General features: G+C 72.4%; 16 protein-coding genes and 1 pseudogene. 13 read left to right on the top strand and 4 right to left on the bottom strand.

The window, feature by feature from the left end:
* From E6G06_20690 to E6G06_20670, 5 genes are read left to right on the top strand one after another with little or no spacing between them, the layout of a single operon-like run.
* On the top strand, positions 1–516 hold the full coding sequence (locus tag E6G06_20690) for a hypothetical protein (GenBank protein ID TML86464.1): 516 nt from the start codon (positions 1–3) through the stop codon (positions 514–516).
* Positions 513–2,372: a S9 family peptidase gene (locus E6G06_20685; protein ID TML86463.1), complete on the top strand. Its 1,860-nt coding sequence runs from the start codon at positions 513–515 to the stop codon at positions 2,370–2,372. Before E6G06_20690 ends, E6G06_20685 begins: the two co-directional genes overlap by 4 nt.
* A complete protein-coding gene (locus E6G06_20680) occupies positions 2,372–2,971 on the top strand; it encodes a hypothetical protein (GenBank protein TML86462.1) in 600 nt (199 codons plus the stop codon). The genes E6G06_20685 and E6G06_20680 overlap by 1 nt, the downstream gene beginning before the upstream one ends.
* 1 nt (position 2,972) lies before the next feature.
* Complete coding sequence (locus E6G06_20675; GenBank protein TML86461.1) at positions 2,973–3,671, top strand: J domain-containing protein; 699 nt, start codon at positions 2,973–2,975, stop codon at positions 3,669–3,671.
* Positions 3,668–4,243: a dienelactone hydrolase gene (locus E6G06_20670; GenBank protein ID TML86460.1), complete on the top strand. Its 576-nt coding sequence runs from the start codon at positions 3,668–3,670 to the stop codon at positions 4,241–4,243. Before E6G06_20675 ends, E6G06_20670 begins: the two co-directional genes overlap by 4 nt.
* On the opposite strand, the gene E6G06_20665 is transcribed toward E6G06_20670, so the two are convergent.
* Positions 4,229–5,038, bottom strand: a complete 810-nt coding sequence (locus E6G06_20665; protein TML86459.1) for a GNAT family N-acetyltransferase — start codon at positions 5,036–5,038, stop codon at positions 4,229–4,231. The genes E6G06_20670 and E6G06_20665 overlap by 15 nt on opposite strands.
* Before the next feature lie 163 nt (positions 5,039–5,201).
* On the opposite strand from E6G06_20665, the gene E6G06_20660 reads away from it, so the two are divergent.
* The 3 genes and pseudogenes from E6G06_20660 to E6G06_20650 all read left to right on the top strand — a co-directional run bounded on the left by E6G06_20660 (position 5,202) and on the right by E6G06_20650 (position 7,073).
* Complete coding sequence (locus tag E6G06_20660) at positions 5,202–5,771, top strand: sigma-70 family RNA polymerase sigma factor (protein TML86458.1); 570 nt, start codon at positions 5,202–5,204, stop codon at positions 5,769–5,771.
* On the top strand, positions 5,764–6,495 hold the full coding sequence (locus tag E6G06_20655; protein TML86457.1) for a hypothetical protein: 732 nt from the start codon (positions 5,764–5,766) through the stop codon (positions 6,493–6,495). Before E6G06_20660 ends, E6G06_20655 begins: the two co-directional genes overlap by 8 nt.
* Before the next feature lie 85 nt (positions 6,496–6,580).
* Positions 6,581–7,073: pseudogene (locus E6G06_20650) on the top strand (hypothetical protein).
* Between the two features lie 57 nt (positions 7,074–7,130).
* Here E6G06_20650 and E6G06_20645 read toward each other — a convergent pair.
* Both E6G06_20645 and E6G06_20640 read right to left on the bottom strand, forming a co-directional pair.
* Positions 7,131–8,636: an MFS transporter gene (locus E6G06_20645; protein ID TML86456.1), complete on the bottom strand. Its 1,506-nt coding sequence runs from the start codon at positions 8,634–8,636 to the stop codon at positions 7,131–7,133.
* A gap of 398 nt (positions 8,637–9,034) precedes the next feature.
* Entirely contained in the window at positions 9,035–9,343 is a 309-nt protein-coding gene (locus tag E6G06_20640) for a hypothetical protein (protein TML86455.1), read from the bottom strand.
* A 170-nt stretch (positions 9,344–9,513) separates the two neighbouring features.
* Between E6G06_20640 and murA the strand changes: the two genes are divergently transcribed.
* The 5 genes from murA to E6G06_20615 all read left to right on the top strand — a co-directional run bounded on the left by murA (position 9,514) and on the right by E6G06_20615 (position 13,248).
* Entirely contained in the window at positions 9,514–10,770 is a 1,257-nt protein-coding gene (murA, locus tag E6G06_20635; protein TML86454.1) for a UDP-N-acetylglucosamine 1-carboxyvinyltransferase, read from the top strand.
* Positions 10,771–10,803: 33 nt separating this feature from the next.
* Positions 10,804–11,043: a NifU family protein gene (locus E6G06_20630; GenBank protein TML86453.1), complete on the top strand. Its 240-nt coding sequence runs from the start codon at positions 10,804–10,806 to the stop codon at positions 11,041–11,043.
* Between the two features lie 4 nt (positions 11,044–11,047).
* Positions 11,048–12,028 (top strand): methylmalonyl Co-A mutase-associated GTPase MeaB, encoded by a 981-nt coding sequence (meaB, locus tag E6G06_20625; GenBank protein TML86452.1) that lies wholly within the window; start codon positions 11,048–11,050, stop codon positions 12,026–12,028.
* Positions 12,029–12,081: 53 nt separating this feature from the next.
* Positions 12,082–12,864, top strand: coding sequence for an enoyl-CoA hydratase/isomerase family protein (locus tag E6G06_20620; protein TML86451.1), 783 nt, complete (start codon positions 12,082–12,084; stop codon positions 12,862–12,864).
* Positions 12,865–12,960: 96 nt separating this feature from the next.
* Positions 12,961–13,248, top strand: coding sequence for a hypothetical protein (locus tag E6G06_20615; protein TML86450.1), 288 nt, complete (start codon positions 12,961–12,963; stop codon positions 13,246–13,248).
* A 6-nt stretch (positions 13,249–13,254) separates the two neighbouring features.
* Here E6G06_20615 and E6G06_20610 read toward each other — a convergent pair whose 3' ends face one another.
* A complete protein-coding gene (locus E6G06_20610; protein ID TML86449.1) occupies positions 13,255–15,735 on the bottom strand; it encodes a glycosyltransferase family 1 protein in 2,481 nt (826 codons plus the stop codon).
* Between the last annotated feature and the right edge of the window lie 2 nt (positions 15,736–15,737).

Raw genomic sequence — 15,737 nt, 5'->3', positions numbered from 1 at the left:
GTGAAGTCGCTGCTGATGGCCGTGACCCTGCTCGCCGTCACCACCGTTCTGATCGCCGCGATCGGCTCCGTGCTGCTGAGGCGGTGGGTGCGCCGGCGCCACCGGGTCAACCCCCAGCTGCCGACCCTCGCTCCGCTGAGCTGGCTCTGGTCGCCCTTCCTCGCCGCCCGCTTGCACCGGCGCCTGCGTCGGTGCGTGGCCACTGTCGACGAGGCACTCCCGCGTGGGCGGCGGGCCCGGCGCACCTGGCCCGCGCTCACCAACGCAGCCGACCAGCTGGCGCGTCACGCCGCCGACGTCGATGCGCACGTCGTCGAGCACCACCGCGCCCACAACGCGCATCTCGCCGCGTGGGAGGTCGACGAGGTCGAGCGCCTCGCCGCCCGCCTCCTGTCGCTCGGCCGGTTGTGGGAGCACGACGACTTCGCCACCCGCCGGGCCCAGGACCTCCGCGATCGCATCGACGCCCTCGAGCAGGCGACGCGCGAGGTCGGTCGCGTCAGCGCCATCGGTTGACGCACCCGCGCATCACCGCGGCGATGTGCGCACGCGGGCGCGTGCTCGCCGAGCCCCGGCTCGCGCCGGACGGGAGCCGGGTCGCGTTCCTCGCCAACCAGGCGACTCGCGGTCAGCTCGTCGTGGTGCCTGCGGACGGAGGGGCCGAGCTGGTGGTGACCGCAGACCCACCGGTCACACCGGCTGCCGCCTACGGGGGTGGCGCGTTCGACTGGACGCCTGACGGCAACGGGTTCGTCTACGCATCGACCGATGGCGGGCTCTACCTCATCGACGCAGCGGGCGGACCGCCGCGCCGCGTCGTCGAGCACGGTCCCGTGGCCGCGCCCGCCGTCTCGCCGGACGGTACGCGTGTGGCATACATGTTCGACGCCCGCGACATCGGAGTCGCGTCGCTCGCGGCCGAGGGCCCGTGGCCGCAACGCGTCTCGACGGGGGCCGACTTCTGCTTCGACCCCGTGTGGTCGCCAGACTCGACGCTCGTCGCGTGGCACGAATGGGACGTTCCCTCGATGCCGTGGGACGAGAGCCGCATCGTGCTTCGCGCCGCGGACGGCCGCGGTGGTTCGGTCACGGTCGCGGGAGGCGAGGGCGTGTCCGTGCAGCAGCCCCGCTTCTCACCCGACGGATCGCAGCTCGCGTTCCTCTGTGACGCCGACGGGTGGCTCAACCTCTGGCGGGCCGATGGTGACGGCACCGGCGCCCGCCCGCTCGTGAAGGAGGGCGCCGAGCACGGCGATCCGTCGTGGGGACCGGGGCAACGGTCGTTCGCGTGGTCACCCGACGGGCGCCAGATCGCGTTCTGCCGCAACGAGCACGGGTTCGGCCGGCTGTGCGTGCTCGATGTCGCGGGCGGCGACGTGCGCGAGCTGTCGCGCGGTGTGCACGGTGGCCTGTCGTGGGTCGGCGCGCGCATCGCGTGTGTGCGAAGTGGCGCGGCGACGCCAGCGCAGGTCGTCAGCATCGACCCGGCGACCGGCGCGCGCGTCGAGCTGGCGCGGGGCCCGGTCGCGGGATTTGAGGCGGCCGGCCTGGTCGAGCCGGAGCTCGTCAACTGGCCGGCGGACGACGGCACCGAGGTGCACGGCCGCCTCTACCGGCCCACGGCCTCAGCGGCCGGGAGCGGGGGCACGGCCTCAGCGGCCGGGAGCGGGGACACGCCTCCGCCGCTGCTCGTCTGGGTGCACGGTGGTCCGACGGGCCAGTGGCCGGCGGCGTTCGTCCCGCGCATCGCCTACTTCGTCGACCGGGGCTGGGCCGTGCTCGTGCCCGACCACCGGGGCTCGACCGGTTGGGGCCGTGCGTACGCGCAGTGCCTCCAAGGCCAGTGGGGCGTGCTCGACGTGGAGGACACCGCCGCGGGCATGCGTGCCGCGGCGGAGCGCGGCTGGTGCGACCCTCGCCGGATGGTGCCGATCGGTGGCTCCGCCGGCGGCTTCACCGTGCTCCTCCTGCTCGCGCGTCACCCGCAGCTGTGCGCCGCGGGCGTCGACCTCTTCGGCGTGGCCGACCTCTTCGACCTGGACGAGACGACCCACCGCTTCGAGGCGCACTACCTGCGCGGCATCGTCGGGCCCTTGCCCGAGACCGCGGACCGCTACCGTGACCGCTCACCTGTGCACGTGGCCGACCGCATCGAAGCTCCTCTGTTGATCCTGCAGGGTCGCGCCGACAAGGTCGTGCCGCCGGCCCAGTCGCAGGCGATCGCCGACCGGTTGCGCGATCTCGGGCGTACCGTCGGGCTGCAGCTGTACGACGACGAGGGCCACGGCTGGCTGCGGCCCGAGACGGTGGAGGACGAGCTAACGCGCACCGAGTCCTTCTTGCGGCGACACGTGCTGCTGAGGAGGACGTGATGCCCGAGGAGCCGACCGCCGCCGACGACGGCACCTTGGCTGACACCGACGCCGACGCCGACACCGTCAGCGACAGCGAAACCGACACCGACAACGACGACACCGCGACTGTCGACGACACCGTCGTCTACGACCTGAGCGAGTGGGATCCCGATCAGGTCGACACCCTGGAATGGGCGCTCGGCCGCCAAGGGGTGCCGGGCGTCCTGCGCGACCGCGAGCTCACGGTCCGCCTCGAGCACGAAGCTCGCGTCGACTACCTCATCGACCACCTCTTCGACGACCTCGCCGGCGTCGAGCTGAGCCCGGTCGTCGACGAGGGCGAGGCCGACATCGACGAGATGGAGACGCTCGGCGAGCTGTTCGTGGCCGCCGACCGTCTCGCGCACGATGCCGACGACCTCGTGGTGCGGGCCCAGTTCGAGGAGACGGCGACCGCCGTCGACGGCCTGCCGCTCCCGTACGGGTTCGAGGTGACGGTGTGGGAACGCATCCGGACGATGGCGGCGTGGCTCGTCGACGAGCTCGACGGCGCGGGACCGGAGCTGGTCGAGCAGCACGCACGAGCCCTGCGCGACCTCTTGCGGCAGTACGTCTGACATGCTGCTGGCCGAGCTCGAGATCCGCCACTCGCGTGCGGTTGCGCCCACCCGCCGGGTCGCGCTCGGCCTCCACTGGCTCCCGACCGACCCGCCGCCCGGGTTCGGTGGCGTGCTGCTGGGCGGCATCGTCGCCGCCCACCTCGACGCCATCGACGACGACATGCTCGTCGCCCTGCTGCGGCTGCTCGACGACCTCGAGGCCGGCCGCCGGATCGCGCAGCCCCGGCTGCGCCACCGGTTCCAGACCGACGTGGTCGGGCTCGACCGCAGCCGCCACAAGCTGGTGGGCCGCGGCGAGCAGGTGACGTTCGAGATCGACGATCACGGCGCGCCCGTCCCCCAGATCCTCGGCGCGGTCTACGCGGCGGGTCGCATCCACTCCTCCACCCGCGCCGTCGTGTTCGACACCGTGCGCCGGGCCATGCGCTGGGACGGCCACATCGGCCCCGAGCTGGTCGCGTGGCTCACCGACCCCACCTACGCGGGCCCGGCGTCGTGGCGGCGGTTTCCCACCGACGCGCGCTGGGCGCTGCAGGTCCTGGGGTTCGGGCCCGACACCGAGCCCGAGCCCGAAGACGTGCGCCGGCGCTTCCGCTCCCTCATCCGCGAGGTCCACCCCGACCACGGCGCGGAGACCGACGGCGCGGGCCAGCGCGTCGTCGAGCTCACGCAGGCGCGTCGCATCCTCCTGACATGACCGCCCGCCCCGAGCAGGCGCTCCTGATCACACCGGGCGCCGGCCACGATCGCGACCAGTCGTCGCTCGTCGCCATCGAAGCCGCCCTCGTGGTTCACGGTTACGCGGTCGAGCGCATGGACTTCCCCTACCGGCGCGCCGGACGCAAGGCACCCGACCGGGCACCGGTGCTGATCGAGGCCGTGCGCCGGGGCGCGGCCGAGCTGGCGGCGCGCACGGGCCTGCCACCGGAGAGGATCGCCCTCGGCGGGCGTTCCATGGGAGGGCGCATGTGCTCGATGGCCGTCGCGGAAGGACTTCCCGCGCGTGCGCTCGTGCTGATCGCCTATCCGCTGCACCCGCCCGGCAAGCCCGAACGGGCGCGCACCGAGCACCTTCCCGCGCTGCAGGTGCCGTGCCTGTTCGTGTCGGGCACGCGTGACTCGTTCGGCACACCCGCCGAGTTGGAGGCGGCCACGGCCACGATCCCCGGACCTGTCACCCACGTCTGGATCGACGGTGGCGACCATGGCCTCCGCAGGCGCGACGCCGAGGTGAGCGAAGCGGTTCGCGCCTGGTTACTCGCGCTTTGACGGGCGGACCCAGAGCGAGAACCGGGTGACGGGCAGGTAGCCCATGCGCGCGTAGATCGGACGCCCGGGGTCGCTCGCCAGGAGCACCGCCGGCAGGTCGGGCTCGGCCATCGTCGCCTGCCACGTCACGGCCTCGCCGTAGCCCCGTCGCCGCTCGTGGGGGAGCGTGGCCACGAAGTTCACGCCGAGCACGCCACCGGCCACGTACGCGGCGGCGGTCGCCACCGGCCGGTCGGCCGCCTCGCCGACCCAGAGCCGGAGCCCGGCCCCGAGCACCCGTTCGTCGAAGAAGGACCCCGCCCGAAACGGTTGCAGCTCGGGGATGGGGAAGCCGTCGACGAGCACCTGCGCGAAGCCGTCGAGCGCGCCCGCGCCGGCCACCTCGTCGACGCGCAGGTCGGCCGGAGGGTCGGGCGCGGCGCCGCCCGGTGGCCGCATCATCAATGGAGGATGGCCCTCGAGCTGCCACCCGAGCGCGCGCAGGTCCGGCGTCGGCCACGGGCTCCAGACCGTGACCGCGCCTTCGGACGTGTTGCCGTAGAACTCGTCGATCGCGTCGAGCGCGGTGTCGTCGCCGGGAAGAAGTGGTTGTAGCAGCGTGGCGGCGTTGAGGAAGGCGCAGCGTGACCCCGCGTCGGTCATCGACACGTGCGTGTGGCGACGAACCCGGCCACCCGTGACCGCCACGATGTGCTCGTTCATGGCTGCGAAGTTGAGCAGCGCCTGCCGGACGATCGTGTCGTCGACCGGGGCATCGGGCTCCCAGCCGGTGGCCGGCGCCGGTTCCGCAGTCATGGAGCGGGAAGCGTACCGGGTGGCGCGCGGGCGACGATCGCGGGCGGCGCGGCGCGCCCTCGGTGCGGTCGAGCCGGCACGCGCCGGTGAACCTTGGGGTCGCGAGCTCCGTAGAAGGTGATCGAGGAGCCCGACTGGGAGCAAAGGTGAAAAGCTTCGACCCGTGGAGCGCCCGGACGACCGCGCGGCCGACGCCGCGGCGGCGCGGGAGGCCGAGCTGCTGGACGCGGTGGCGGCCGGTGACCGCGGCGCGCCGCTCAAGGAGCTCTATCACCGCTACGAAGGCCGGCTCTACGGGCTCGGGCTCCGTCTCCTCGGTGACGCGGGCCTGGCCGAGGAGATGGTGCAGGAGACGTTCCTCCGGCTGTGGCGCTCCGCCGACCGCTACGACCGCGGGAGAGGTGCGCCGAGCACGTTCATCTTCACCATCGCCCGTCGCCTCGCCATCGACCTCTGGCGCCGGCCGTCGTCGCGGCCGTTCGCCGAGAGCGCCGACGAAGCGCCCGGGCCCGATGCGGTCGAGCGTGTGATCGTGCAGCTCACCGTGCGCGACGCGCTCGACTCGCTCTCCGATGCCCAACGCGAGGTGCTCGAGCTGAGCTACGACCGCGACCTCAAGCAGAGCGAGATCGCGGAGCGGCTCGGCATCCCGCTCGGCACGGTGAAGACCCGTACGTATCACGCGTTGCGGGCGCTGAAGCTCGCGCTCGAGGAGCGTGCCGTCGATGGCTGACCATCCCGTGCCGCACCCGGATCTCGCGGGCTACGTGCTCGATGCGCTGGATCCCGATGCGTCGCAGGCCTTTGCCGCTCACCTCCGCGATTGCCCCGACTGCGCGGAGGAGGTCGCCGAGCTGTCGGATCTCCCCGCGCTCCTCGCCCGCGCCGCGCCACACGTGGACGTGCCGGTCGACCTCGAAGCCCGTACCTTCGCCCGCATCGAGGACGAGGCACGTCGTGGCGCGGGTGCGCCGGCCGACGGTCGAGCCCCCCGCGCCCGACGTGTCGGCACCGGACTGCAACGCATGCTGGCGGTGGCGGCCGGCTTCCTCATCGTCGCGGGTGCCGTCGGTCTGGTCGCCAACCTCGTGAGCGGGTCCGGAGAAGGCGGCGGCACGACCATCCGGCTCATCTCGGCCAACGGCACGACGGCGAGGGCCGAAGCGAAGGTGCGGAGCACGGCGCAGGGTCGCGTGGTCCAGCTCGAGGTGGACGGACTGCCGCCCGCGCCGGCCGGCTTCTACTACGAGTGCTGGTTCGTCGGTGACGGCGACACGCTCGCCAAGCCCAACCGGGTCTCTGTCGGCACGTTCGAAGTGCCGGACGCCGACAGGTACACGTTCGAGATGATGTCGGCGGCGCGCGCGAAGGCGTTCCCGCGGATGGGCGTGACCCTCGAGCCCGACGACGGCAACCCGCAACGCACCGGCCCGAAGGTGCTGGTCTCTGTGCCATAGGTCACCTGAACCTCGCGTCCGTCCGCTCCCGTAGTGAGACCTGCTACTCGACAAACGGAGAGAGGACAGACCGATGAGAAAGCAGATGATCGTGGTGTCGGGGTTCGCGTTGGTGCTCGCGCTGGCTGCGTGCGGCAAGACCAACTACAACGCGACGAGCGGCAACACGAAGAGCACCGCGAAGAGCAACCCCGGGCCCACCGCGCGGGCTGCGACTCCGCAGGCACCCCCGCCGACCGTCGCGGTGGCGAAGTCCGACAAGGGCGAGGTCCTCGTCGACGCGAACGGCATGACGCTCTACCGCTTCGACAAGGACAAGAGCGCCGTGAGCAACTGCGCCGGCGCGTGCGCCATGACCTGGCCGCCGCTGCTCCTCGAGGCCGGCGCCGCCGCGCCCGCTCTCCGTCATCGCCCGGCCCGACGGCGGACGGCAGGTCGCCGACAACGGCCATCCGCTCTATCGCTTCTCGGGTGACAGCAAGCCCGGCGACACCAACGGCGACGGCTTCGGCAACGTGTGGCACGTCGTGACCATCGGCACCACGTCCACTCCTGCCGCCGCGCCCAGCGGTTACTGATCCGACACAACCCGGCGGAAGGCGCCCGTCAACGGCGACGGGCGCCTTTCCGCGTGTTCAAGGAAGCGGGGGGTGGGCGTCCTCGGGGTTGATCTCCTCCAGCTCGAGCCCGGCGGTTTCCGGGTAGGCGACGACGACCAGCAGCGCGAGCACGAGCGGGCCGATGCCGAGTAACGCCAGCGCCGGCCCGATGCGTCCGAGGTGGTCGGCCAGGGCGCCGGCCGCGGCGAGACCGACCGCGCTGCCCGCGAGGGACGTGATGGTGATGATCCCGTTGGCCCGACCCCGGAGCGACGTCGGGAACAGCTCGGGGCCGTACACCGCCAGCGCGGGGATCTGCGCGTCGACGATCACCGCGCCGAGCACGGCCCAAAGCCACAGACCCCAACCGCCGACGAAGTAGAAGGCCACATTGCACACCGTGCCGAGGACGAGCGACACCGCGGCCACCATGCGCCGCCCCCGCACGTCTGCCAGCCGTCCGCCGACGACGATGCCGATCACGCCGGGTGTGCCGGCGCCGAGCGACAGAAGCGCGATCGCACCCCCTGAGTAGTGGCGCTCGTCGCGGAGGAAGCGGTTGTTGAACTGCGCGTTGGGTGCGACGAACAGATTGGACAGGAAGCCGGACGCGCCGAGCAGCCACAGCCGGGTGCCGTGGCCCCGTACCTGCACCTCGACGTGGGGACGCTCGAAGCGGCGGGTCTCGGGCAGGCGTCGGGCGATGCCCCGGAGGAGCGGCAGTGCCCCGAGGGGGAGCACGTACAGCAGCCGCCAGCCGTGCTCACCGAGGTCCGCCAGTCGCAGCGCCGCCACGCACACGCCCGCGCCGAAGCCGGCCGCCATCGCCAGGAGGCTGATCGCCCAGGCGCGTGAGCCGGCGGGCATCTCCTCGACGGTGATGATGCTCGCCACGACGAGCACCGCCACCGCGCAGCCACGCGCCAACACCTGGGTGATGGCGAGCCATGCGAGCGACGGGCTGAGCGCGCCGGTCGCCGCGAAGATGCAACCGCCGGCGACCGCGCCCAGCAGGACGGCGCGACGGCCGCGGCGATCGGACAGGGCCAGCAGCCCGAGCGCGATGAGGCCACCGAGGCGCACGAAGCTCCCGGCCAGTCCCTGCGCGCCGTTGTTCGCACCGAACTCCTCGCCCGCGAATGCGATCGTCTGCGTGAACAGCGTGTTGAGGTAGCCGAACACGATTGCGATCGCGGCGAGCGTGCCGAGCATCGCAGCGGCGCGCGCGTCGAGGCGCTCGGGTGGCATCCACCACGGCCTCGCAGTGTCGGGCCGGCGCATCGCCGACTCGAACGGCTTGCGCACGAGCCACGCGAAGTAGGGAACCGCGAGCTGGAACTCGACCGTCTCGGTGACCTCACCGCCGCCATCGGCGTCGGGTGCAACCGTGACGGTGCGCCGGTACGACGACACCGCGCCCTCCAGCGCGTCGAAGACGTCGTCGCCCACGCGCGTCTCCAGCACGGGCTGATGGCGCGGTTGTCGCGCCGCCTCGACACCGGCCCGGTCGAGGGTCGTCCGCGTCACCAGGCGCCGGCGCATCACGGCGACCCTAGCGACGGGTGGGGGTCCCCTGAGCGCCCGCCCCCGGGGCCTAAGGTCGCTCCCATGGAACGCTCCCGCAACGCCCGGCGCCTGGCCGCCGCGGCCTTGGCCTTCCACGTAGGTGTCGCCCTCACCCTGTGGGGAGCGGCCGGCGCTGAGGCGGGCTCCGGTGGGTCCTGCGACGGCGTCACCGGCCGGCTCGTCGACCACGGCACCACCGTCACCGGCGTCTTCGACGTGCCCTCGACCTGCGAGGAGGTGTCGGTGCTCAGCTGGTTCGCGGCGGGCCCCAACGGCGAGCAACCCCAGGTCTTCCTCGACCGCATCGGCCACGACAACGTCGCGCCCGGCCACTATGAGTGGACGATCGCCGCGCCCCCGCCCGAGTGCTTCCGTCAGCTCGACCTGCGGGTCCCGGGCCGCAACGTCGACAGCATCGTGGGCGGCGAGCACGAGTGCCAGCCCACGCCGCCGCCCCCGTCGGGCCCCACGACCACGTCGACGAGCACCACCACCCCGTCGGTCAGCCCGACCACGCCGACCACGGAGAGCCCCACGACCACGACGACGAGCACCACCACCTCGACGAGCACCACCACCCCGTCGGTCAGCCCGACCACGCCGACCACGGAGAGCCCGACGACCACGTCGACGAGCACCAGCATCTCGCCGGCGGTCAGCACGACGAGCTCGACCTCGAGCACCGTGGTCGTGCTCGGTGAGGTCCTCACCCCGCCGGCCGCCAAGGGCGAGCTCGCCCGCACGGGCAGATCGCTGGCCGAGGTCGTGGGCGTCGCCCTCATCGGCATCGCCCTCGGGCTGGGCGTGCTCATCGCACAGGAGCGGCAGCGCCAGACGCGGGCAGACTGACCCCGTGGAGCGGTTGGTCGTGCGCCCGGGCCGGCCCCTCGAGGGCACCGTGCCGATCGAGGGGGCGAAGAACTCCGTCCTCAAGCTGATGGCGGCCACCCTCATGGCGGAGGGTGAGTTCACCCTGCGCAACGTGCCGCGCATCATCGATGTCGAGATCATGAGCGATCTGCTCGTGTCGATGGGCGTCGACGTGCACCGGTCGGCCGAGCACGACCTGCGCATCCGGGTCGGCCCCGACATCGTTCCCGAGGCGCCGTACGAGCTGGTCGAGCAGATGCGCGCGTCGATCGTGGTCCTCGGTCCCCTGCTGACCCGCTGCGGCCAGGCCCGCGTCGCGCTCCCGGGGGGCGACGACTTCGGGCCGCGACCCATCGACATGCACCAGCGCGGCCTCGAAGCCCTGGGCGTCGAGTTCACGAGCGCCCACGGTTACGTCGAGGCCCGGTGCGACCAGCTGACGGGCAGCCGGATCGTGCTCGAGTTCCCGAGCGTGGGCGCGACCGAGAACATCCTCATGGCCGCGGTGCGCGCCAAGGGCACCACGCTCATCGACAACGCCGCCCGCGAGCCCGAGATCGCCGACCTGGCCGCGTTCCTCAACCGCATGGGCGCGCAGGTGTTGGGCGCGGGCTCGTCGACCATCGAGGTCGAGGGCGTCGAGGGGCTGCATCCGGTCGAGCACACGGTCGTTCCCGACCGGATCGAGGCGGGGACGTTCCTCGCGGCGGTGGGGGCGGCCGGTGGCGAGATCACCATCGAGGGCGCGCGCCCCGACCACATGGACATGGTCGTCCAGAAGCTGGGCGACATGGGCATGCGGATCTCGCCGGCGAGCGAAGGCGTGTGGGCGCAGCGCACCCGTCGACTGCGCTCGGTCGACGTCGCCACCCTCCCGTACCCGGGCATCGCCACCGACTACAAGCCGTTCTTCGTTGCCCTACTGGCCCTCGCCGACGGTGTCGGCATCGTGAGCGAGAACCTGTTCGCGGGCCGCTTCCGCTACATCGACGAGCTGGCCCGGATGGGCGCGGACATACGCACCGAGGGCCACCACGCGGTCGTGCGGGGACGAGAGCGCCTCTCGGGCGCGCCGGTGCGGGCACCCGACATCCGAGCCGGAGCCGCGCTCGTGGTCGCCGCCCTCGGTGCGGACGGCGAGACGGTGGTGTCCGACGCCAACCACATCGCCCGCGGCTACGAGGACTTCGCGGGCAAGCTGCGATCGCTCGGCGCCGACGTGCGGGAATCGACTCCGTGATCCAGGCGTTCCCGCCCGTGGGAGGATAGGCCCATGAAGACGGAGCTGCTCGCGGCGATCGACGCCATCCGCCCGGCCCTTCAGGCCGATGGCGGCGACATCGCGCTGGTCGAGGTCGACGAGGACACAGGCGTCGTCGACGTCGAGCTGGTGGGGGCGTGCGGAAGCTGCCCGGCCGCGACGATGACGCTGAAGGCGGGGATCGAGCGCATCCTGCGCGATCGCGTGCCCGGCGTCACGACGGTGAACGCCGTCGGCGGCGACGCGTTCTGACGACTTGCGCCGGCGCGACCCGAAAGAGCTGTTCGACGCGGCGACGGGCGGCGACCGGCTCGCGGTCGCCCGTCTGATCTCTCTCGTCGAGGAGGGCGGCGCGGCCGCGCGCGAGGTGGGCCGGCTCACGTTTCCGCGCACGGGCAATGCGTACACCGTCGGCATCACCGGAGCGCCCGGGGCGGGCAAGTCCACCCTCACCGACGGGCTCATCGGCGAGGTGCGTTCGGCCGGCGACGAGGTGGGCGTGCTCGCGGTCGACCCGTCGTCTCCGTTCTCGGGCGGCGCGTTCCTGGGTGATCGCGTGCGCATGCAGGACCACGCCCTCGATCCAGGCGTGTTCATCCGCTCCATGGCGTCGCGCGGCCACCTCGGCGGCCTGTCGCTCGCCACCCCCGAGGCCATCCGCGTGCTCGACGCGTGCGGGCGACTGTGGGTGCTGGTCGAGACGGTCGGTGTGGGCCAGGTCGAGTTCGAGATCGTCGAGCGGGCCGACACGACGGTCGTCGTGCTCACGCCCGGCACAGGCGACAGCGTGCAGGCCAACAAGGCGGGTCTGCTCGAGGTGGCCGACCTGTTCGTCATCAACAAGGCCGACCGGGCGGGAGTGCACGAGCTGGAGCGCGACCTGAGGAACATGCTCGAGATGAACGAAGCGCTCGCCGCCGCGGCCGAGCGCGGCGACGCCGCGGTGTGGCGCCCTCCCGTCGTGCGCACCGTCGCGACGACGGGGGAGGGGGTGGGCGAGCTGTGGAAGACCGTGCGCGACCACCGCGCCCATCTCGAGGCGCACGGACAGCTCGAGACGCGGCGCGCTCGGCGTCTCGAAGACGAGCTCCGCGAGATCGTCGTGCGTCGCCTCGAGGAGCGTGCCTACGCAGCTTGCGCGGGGCCTGAGCACGACCGCCTGTTGCGCGCGCTGCAGGAGCGCCGGCTCGACCCGTGGCAGGCGGCCGACGAGCTCCTCGACGGGGTCGTCGACTGACGAGCGACAGACCGGGCGACCGACCGAGCGAGTGACAAGGTAGCGTCGGCGCCATGCCCGTCGACCGCGAGCTCGTGAACGTCGAACCGCGCGCCGACGGGGTGACTGTGCTGCGGCTCGATCGACCACCCGCCAACGCGCTCTCCCGCGCGATGCTGGAGGAGCTGGCCGCCGCGGCGCGCGCGCTCGCCACCGAGCCGCCCGGCGCGGTCGTGATCACCGGCGGCGAACGCATCTTCGCCGCCGGCGCCGACATCACCGAGTTCGGTGGGCCGGAGGAAGCCGCAGTGGTGGGTGGTCACTTCCGCGAGGCGCTCGACCTGGTGGCCGGCATCCCGCGTCCCGTCATCGCCGCGGTCAACGGCTACGCGCTCGGCGGCGGGTGCGAGCTCGCGCTCGCGTGCGACCTGCGCGTGGCCGCGGACGACGCGAAGCTCGGCCAGCCGGAGATCCTGCTCGGCATCATCCCCGGCGGGGGTGCTACTCAGCGGCTCGCTCGTCTCGTGGGGCCGTCGCGCGCCAAGGACCTCATCTTCACGGGTCGACAGGTGCCGGCCGACGAGGCCCTGCGCATCGGCCTGGTCGACAGGGTGGTCCCTGCGGCCGACGTCCTCGACGAGACGCTGGCGTTGGCCGCCGAGCTCGCGCGCGGGCCGTCGATGGCGCTCGCGTTCGCCAAGCGGGCGATCGACGACGGCCTCGAGACGAGCCTCGCGGCCGGTCTCGAGATCGAGCACGACCTGTTCACCGACGTCTTCCGCACCGACGACGCCAAAGCCGGAGTGGCCGCGTTCCTCGACAAGAGCCTGGGGAAGGCCACGTTCCGGGGGCGTTGACCCCGCCAGTTCTCGCGCATCGTGTTCGATAACGACGAGCAGCTCGGGGTCGTTGCGATCGGGGGCCAACCGGCGTTGCATAGCGGGTGCACAACCATGGCCCGCACCGACGTTCTCATCGCCCTGCTCAGCCTGGGTTGGGTCGCGTGGCTCTACAACGTCGTCCGCTACCGGGGCCTCTCGCGCACCGCGCGCGGCCTGATCGACCAGAACACCCGCTTGATCGAGGCGAACGAGTCCCTTCGGTGGCAGAACGGGTCACTGCTCGGCGAGCTCGGCCTCCGCAAGCGGGCCGAGCCCGTCGCTCGCGACCCCAACGCCGTGATCGACCTGACCGGCAGCGACCACGACGTCTCCCGGCGCGACGACGCCGAGAGCAGCTGACCCGGCTCAGGCCCAGGTCACCCGGCCCAGCTCGGCGAACGTCGTGAGGTCGCGATGGGCGGGCACGACGCGCACCGCGAAGCCGTAGCGGCCCGGCCGCGCGCACACGAACGACCCTTCGTACTTCCAGCGACCGTCGTGGTCGCGCACGGCCAGACCGAGGGTGACGGTGGACGTCTCGCGCAGCTCGTCGTTGGGGCCGACCGGCCCGTGCATCATCTCGACCGCGACGTCGTCCGGTGAGAGGTCGCCCAGCGCGACCGTGGCCGCCACCCGACGGACCGCGCCGAGGTCGGCCACGTTGTGATCGCTCTCGACGCCGTCGACGTGCACCCCCGGCCATGCGTTGGTCACCCACTGACGCCACGCCGCGAACGAGCGCGAGCGCGCGTAGCCCTCGGCGCGCATGCGGGTGTCGTGGCGGGCCGCAGGCTCGTACATCTTGTCGACGTAGTCGCGCAGCATGCGGGACGCCTCGACCTGCGGGCCGAGGGTGCGCAACGAGTGCTTCATGCGCTCCGTCCAACGTCGGGGCACGCCGCCTTCGACGCGTTCGTAGAACAACGGCACGACATGGCGCTCGAGCAGGTCGAACAGGCTGGATGCCTCCACGAGGTCGCGCCGGGGCAGGTCGGCGTCGGTCTCGGCCGATGCGATGGCCCAGCCGTTGTCGCCGTCGAACATCTCGTCCCACCACCCGTCGCGCACGGACAGGTTGAGCGCGCCGTTGAGCGCCGCCTTCTCCCCGCTCGTGCCACACGCCTCCTGCGGCCGGCGCGGGTTGTTCAGCCAGACGTCGGCGCCCTGGTAGAGGGTGCGCGCGACCGCGATGTCGTAGTCCTCGACGAAGCAGAACCGGTGGCGCAGGTCGGCGGCGCGCGAGAACTGCACGATCTCGCGGATCATCTCCTTGCCCGTGTCGTCCGCCGGGTGTGCCTTCCCCGCGAACACGAGCTGGACGGGCCGCTCGGGATCGAGCAGGAGCGCGCGCAACCGGTCGGGCTGCGACAGCAGCATCGTCGCCCGCTTGTACGCGGCGAAACGCCGGGCGAACCCGACCGTGAGCACGCGCGGGTCGAGCAGCTCGTCGTCGCCCATACGGGCGCGGACGAACGACACGAGCCGCTCGCGGCCCTGCTGGCGCACGCGCCAGAGGTCGTCGTCGCGGCACTCGTCGATCCGCGCCCACCGGTGCTCGTCGGCCTCCTGCCACTCGGGGAGGACGTGCTTGTCGAGCAGGTCGCTCATCTCGGGCGAGACCCACGTGCGCGCGTGCACGCCGTTGGTGATCGACCCGATGGGCACCTCGTCGACCGGCACGCCCGGCCAGAGGGCGGCGAACATGTTGCGACTCACCCGGCCGTGCAGGCGGGAGACGCCGTTCGACCGCCCGGCCAGGCGCAGCCCCATCACCGCCATGTTGAACGGCGCGTCGTACTCGTCGTCGGGATGGTGGCCGAGCGCCATGAGGTCGTCGAACGGGAGGCCGCACTCGTCGGCCCACGACCTGAAGTAACGCTCCATCAACGGGCGCGGGAAGCGGTCGATGCCCGCGGGCACCGGCGTGTGGGTCGTGAAGATGGTGCCCGCCCGCGCCGCCTCGATGGCCTCGTGGAACGAGAGGCCGCCCTCCGTCATGAGGCGGCGGATGCGCTCGAGCCCGAGGAACCCGGCGTGGCCCTCGTTGCTGTGGAACACCTGGCTGTCTTCACCGACGACGTCGAGCAGGCGGACGCCACCGATCCCGAGCAGGATCTCCTGTCGCAGCCGGTGCTCGGTGTCTCCGCCGTAGAGGCGATCGGTGATGAGGCGGTCGTCGGGGTTGTTCGCCTCGATGTCGGCATCGAGCAGGTAGAGGCGCACGCGCCCGACGTCGGCCCGCCAGGCCTGGGCCTCGAGCGGGGTGCCGGCCAGGTTGACGGTGACGCGTCCTCCCTCGACCGGGTGCAGCGCCATGCCGTGCGGGTCGAGCGTGACATAGCGCTCCTGCTGCCAGCCGTCGTCGTTCAGCTCCTGGCGGAAGTAGCCCTGGCGGTAGAACAGCCCGACGCCCACCACCGGGAGGCCCAGCCCGCTCGCCGCCTTCAGGTGGTCGCCGGCCAGCACCCCGAGGCCGCCCGAGTACTGCGGGAGGGCTTCGGCGATGCCGAACTCGGGGGAGAAGTAGGCGATCGAGCGAAGCTGCGCGTCGGTGCTCTGGAACCACCGGTCGGCGGACAGGTAGCGGTGCAGGTCGTCGAGCACCTCACGGAGGAACGTGGTGAACGCCGGATCCGCGGCCAGGTGCTCGAGGCGCTCGGGCGACACCTGTCCGAGGAGGCCCACGGGGTCGTGGTGCGTGACCTCCCAGGCGTCGGGGTCGACCCAGCGGAACAGGTCGCGCGTGCGCTCGTCCCACGACCAGCGCAGGTTCATCGACAGCTCCCCGAGGCCGGCCAGGGCGTCGGGGACGCGCTGGCGCACGGTGAAGCTGTGAGAGGCCCTCATCG

It is taken from the genome of Actinomycetota bacterium (genome assembly GCA_005888325.1).
Classification (GTDB): domain Bacteria; phylum Actinomycetota; class Acidimicrobiia; order Acidimicrobiales; family AC-14; genus AC-14.
The sequence above is the reverse complement of the archived record's forward strand: the minus strand, read 5'-3'. Positions and strand labels throughout refer to the sequence as shown.

Excerpts from the sequence above, each read along its gene's own strand:
- E6G06_20680 (TML86462.1), top strand. The coding sequence starts at position 2,372 with ATGCCCGAGGAGCCGACCGCCGCCGACGACGGCACCTTGGCTGACACC.
- E6G06_20675 (TML86461.1), top strand. The coding sequence starts at position 2,973 with ATGCTGCTGGCCGAGCTCGAGATCCGCCACTCGCGTGCGGTTGCGCCC.
- E6G06_20670 (TML86460.1), top strand. The coding sequence starts at position 3,668 with ATGACCGCCCGCCCCGAGCAGGCGCTCCTGATCACACCGGGCGCCGGC.
- E6G06_20665 (TML86459.1), bottom strand. The coding sequence starts at position 5,038 with ATGACTGCGGAACCGGCGCCGGCCACCGGCTGGGAGCCCGATGCCCCG.
- E6G06_20655 (TML86457.1), top strand. The coding sequence starts at position 5,764 with ATGGCTGACCATCCCGTGCCGCACCCGGATCTCGCGGGCTACGTGCTC.
- E6G06_20645 (TML86456.1), bottom strand. The coding sequence starts at position 8,636 with ATGCGCCGGCGCCTGGTGACGCGGACGACCCTCGACCGGGCCGGTGTC.
- E6G06_20630 (TML86453.1), top strand. The coding sequence starts at position 10,804 with ATGAAGACGGAGCTGCTCGCGGCGATCGACGCCATCCGCCCGGCCCTT.
- E6G06_20620 (TML86451.1), top strand. The coding sequence starts at position 12,082 with ATGCCCGTCGACCGCGAGCTCGTGAACGTCGAACCGCGCGCCGACGGG.
- E6G06_20615 (TML86450.1), top strand. The coding sequence starts at position 12,961 with ATGGCCCGCACCGACGTTCTCATCGCCCTGCTCAGCCTGGGTTGGGTC.
- E6G06_20610 (TML86449.1), bottom strand. The coding sequence starts at position 15,735 with ATGAGGGCCTCTCACAGCTTCACCGTGCGCCAGCGCGTCCCCGACGCC.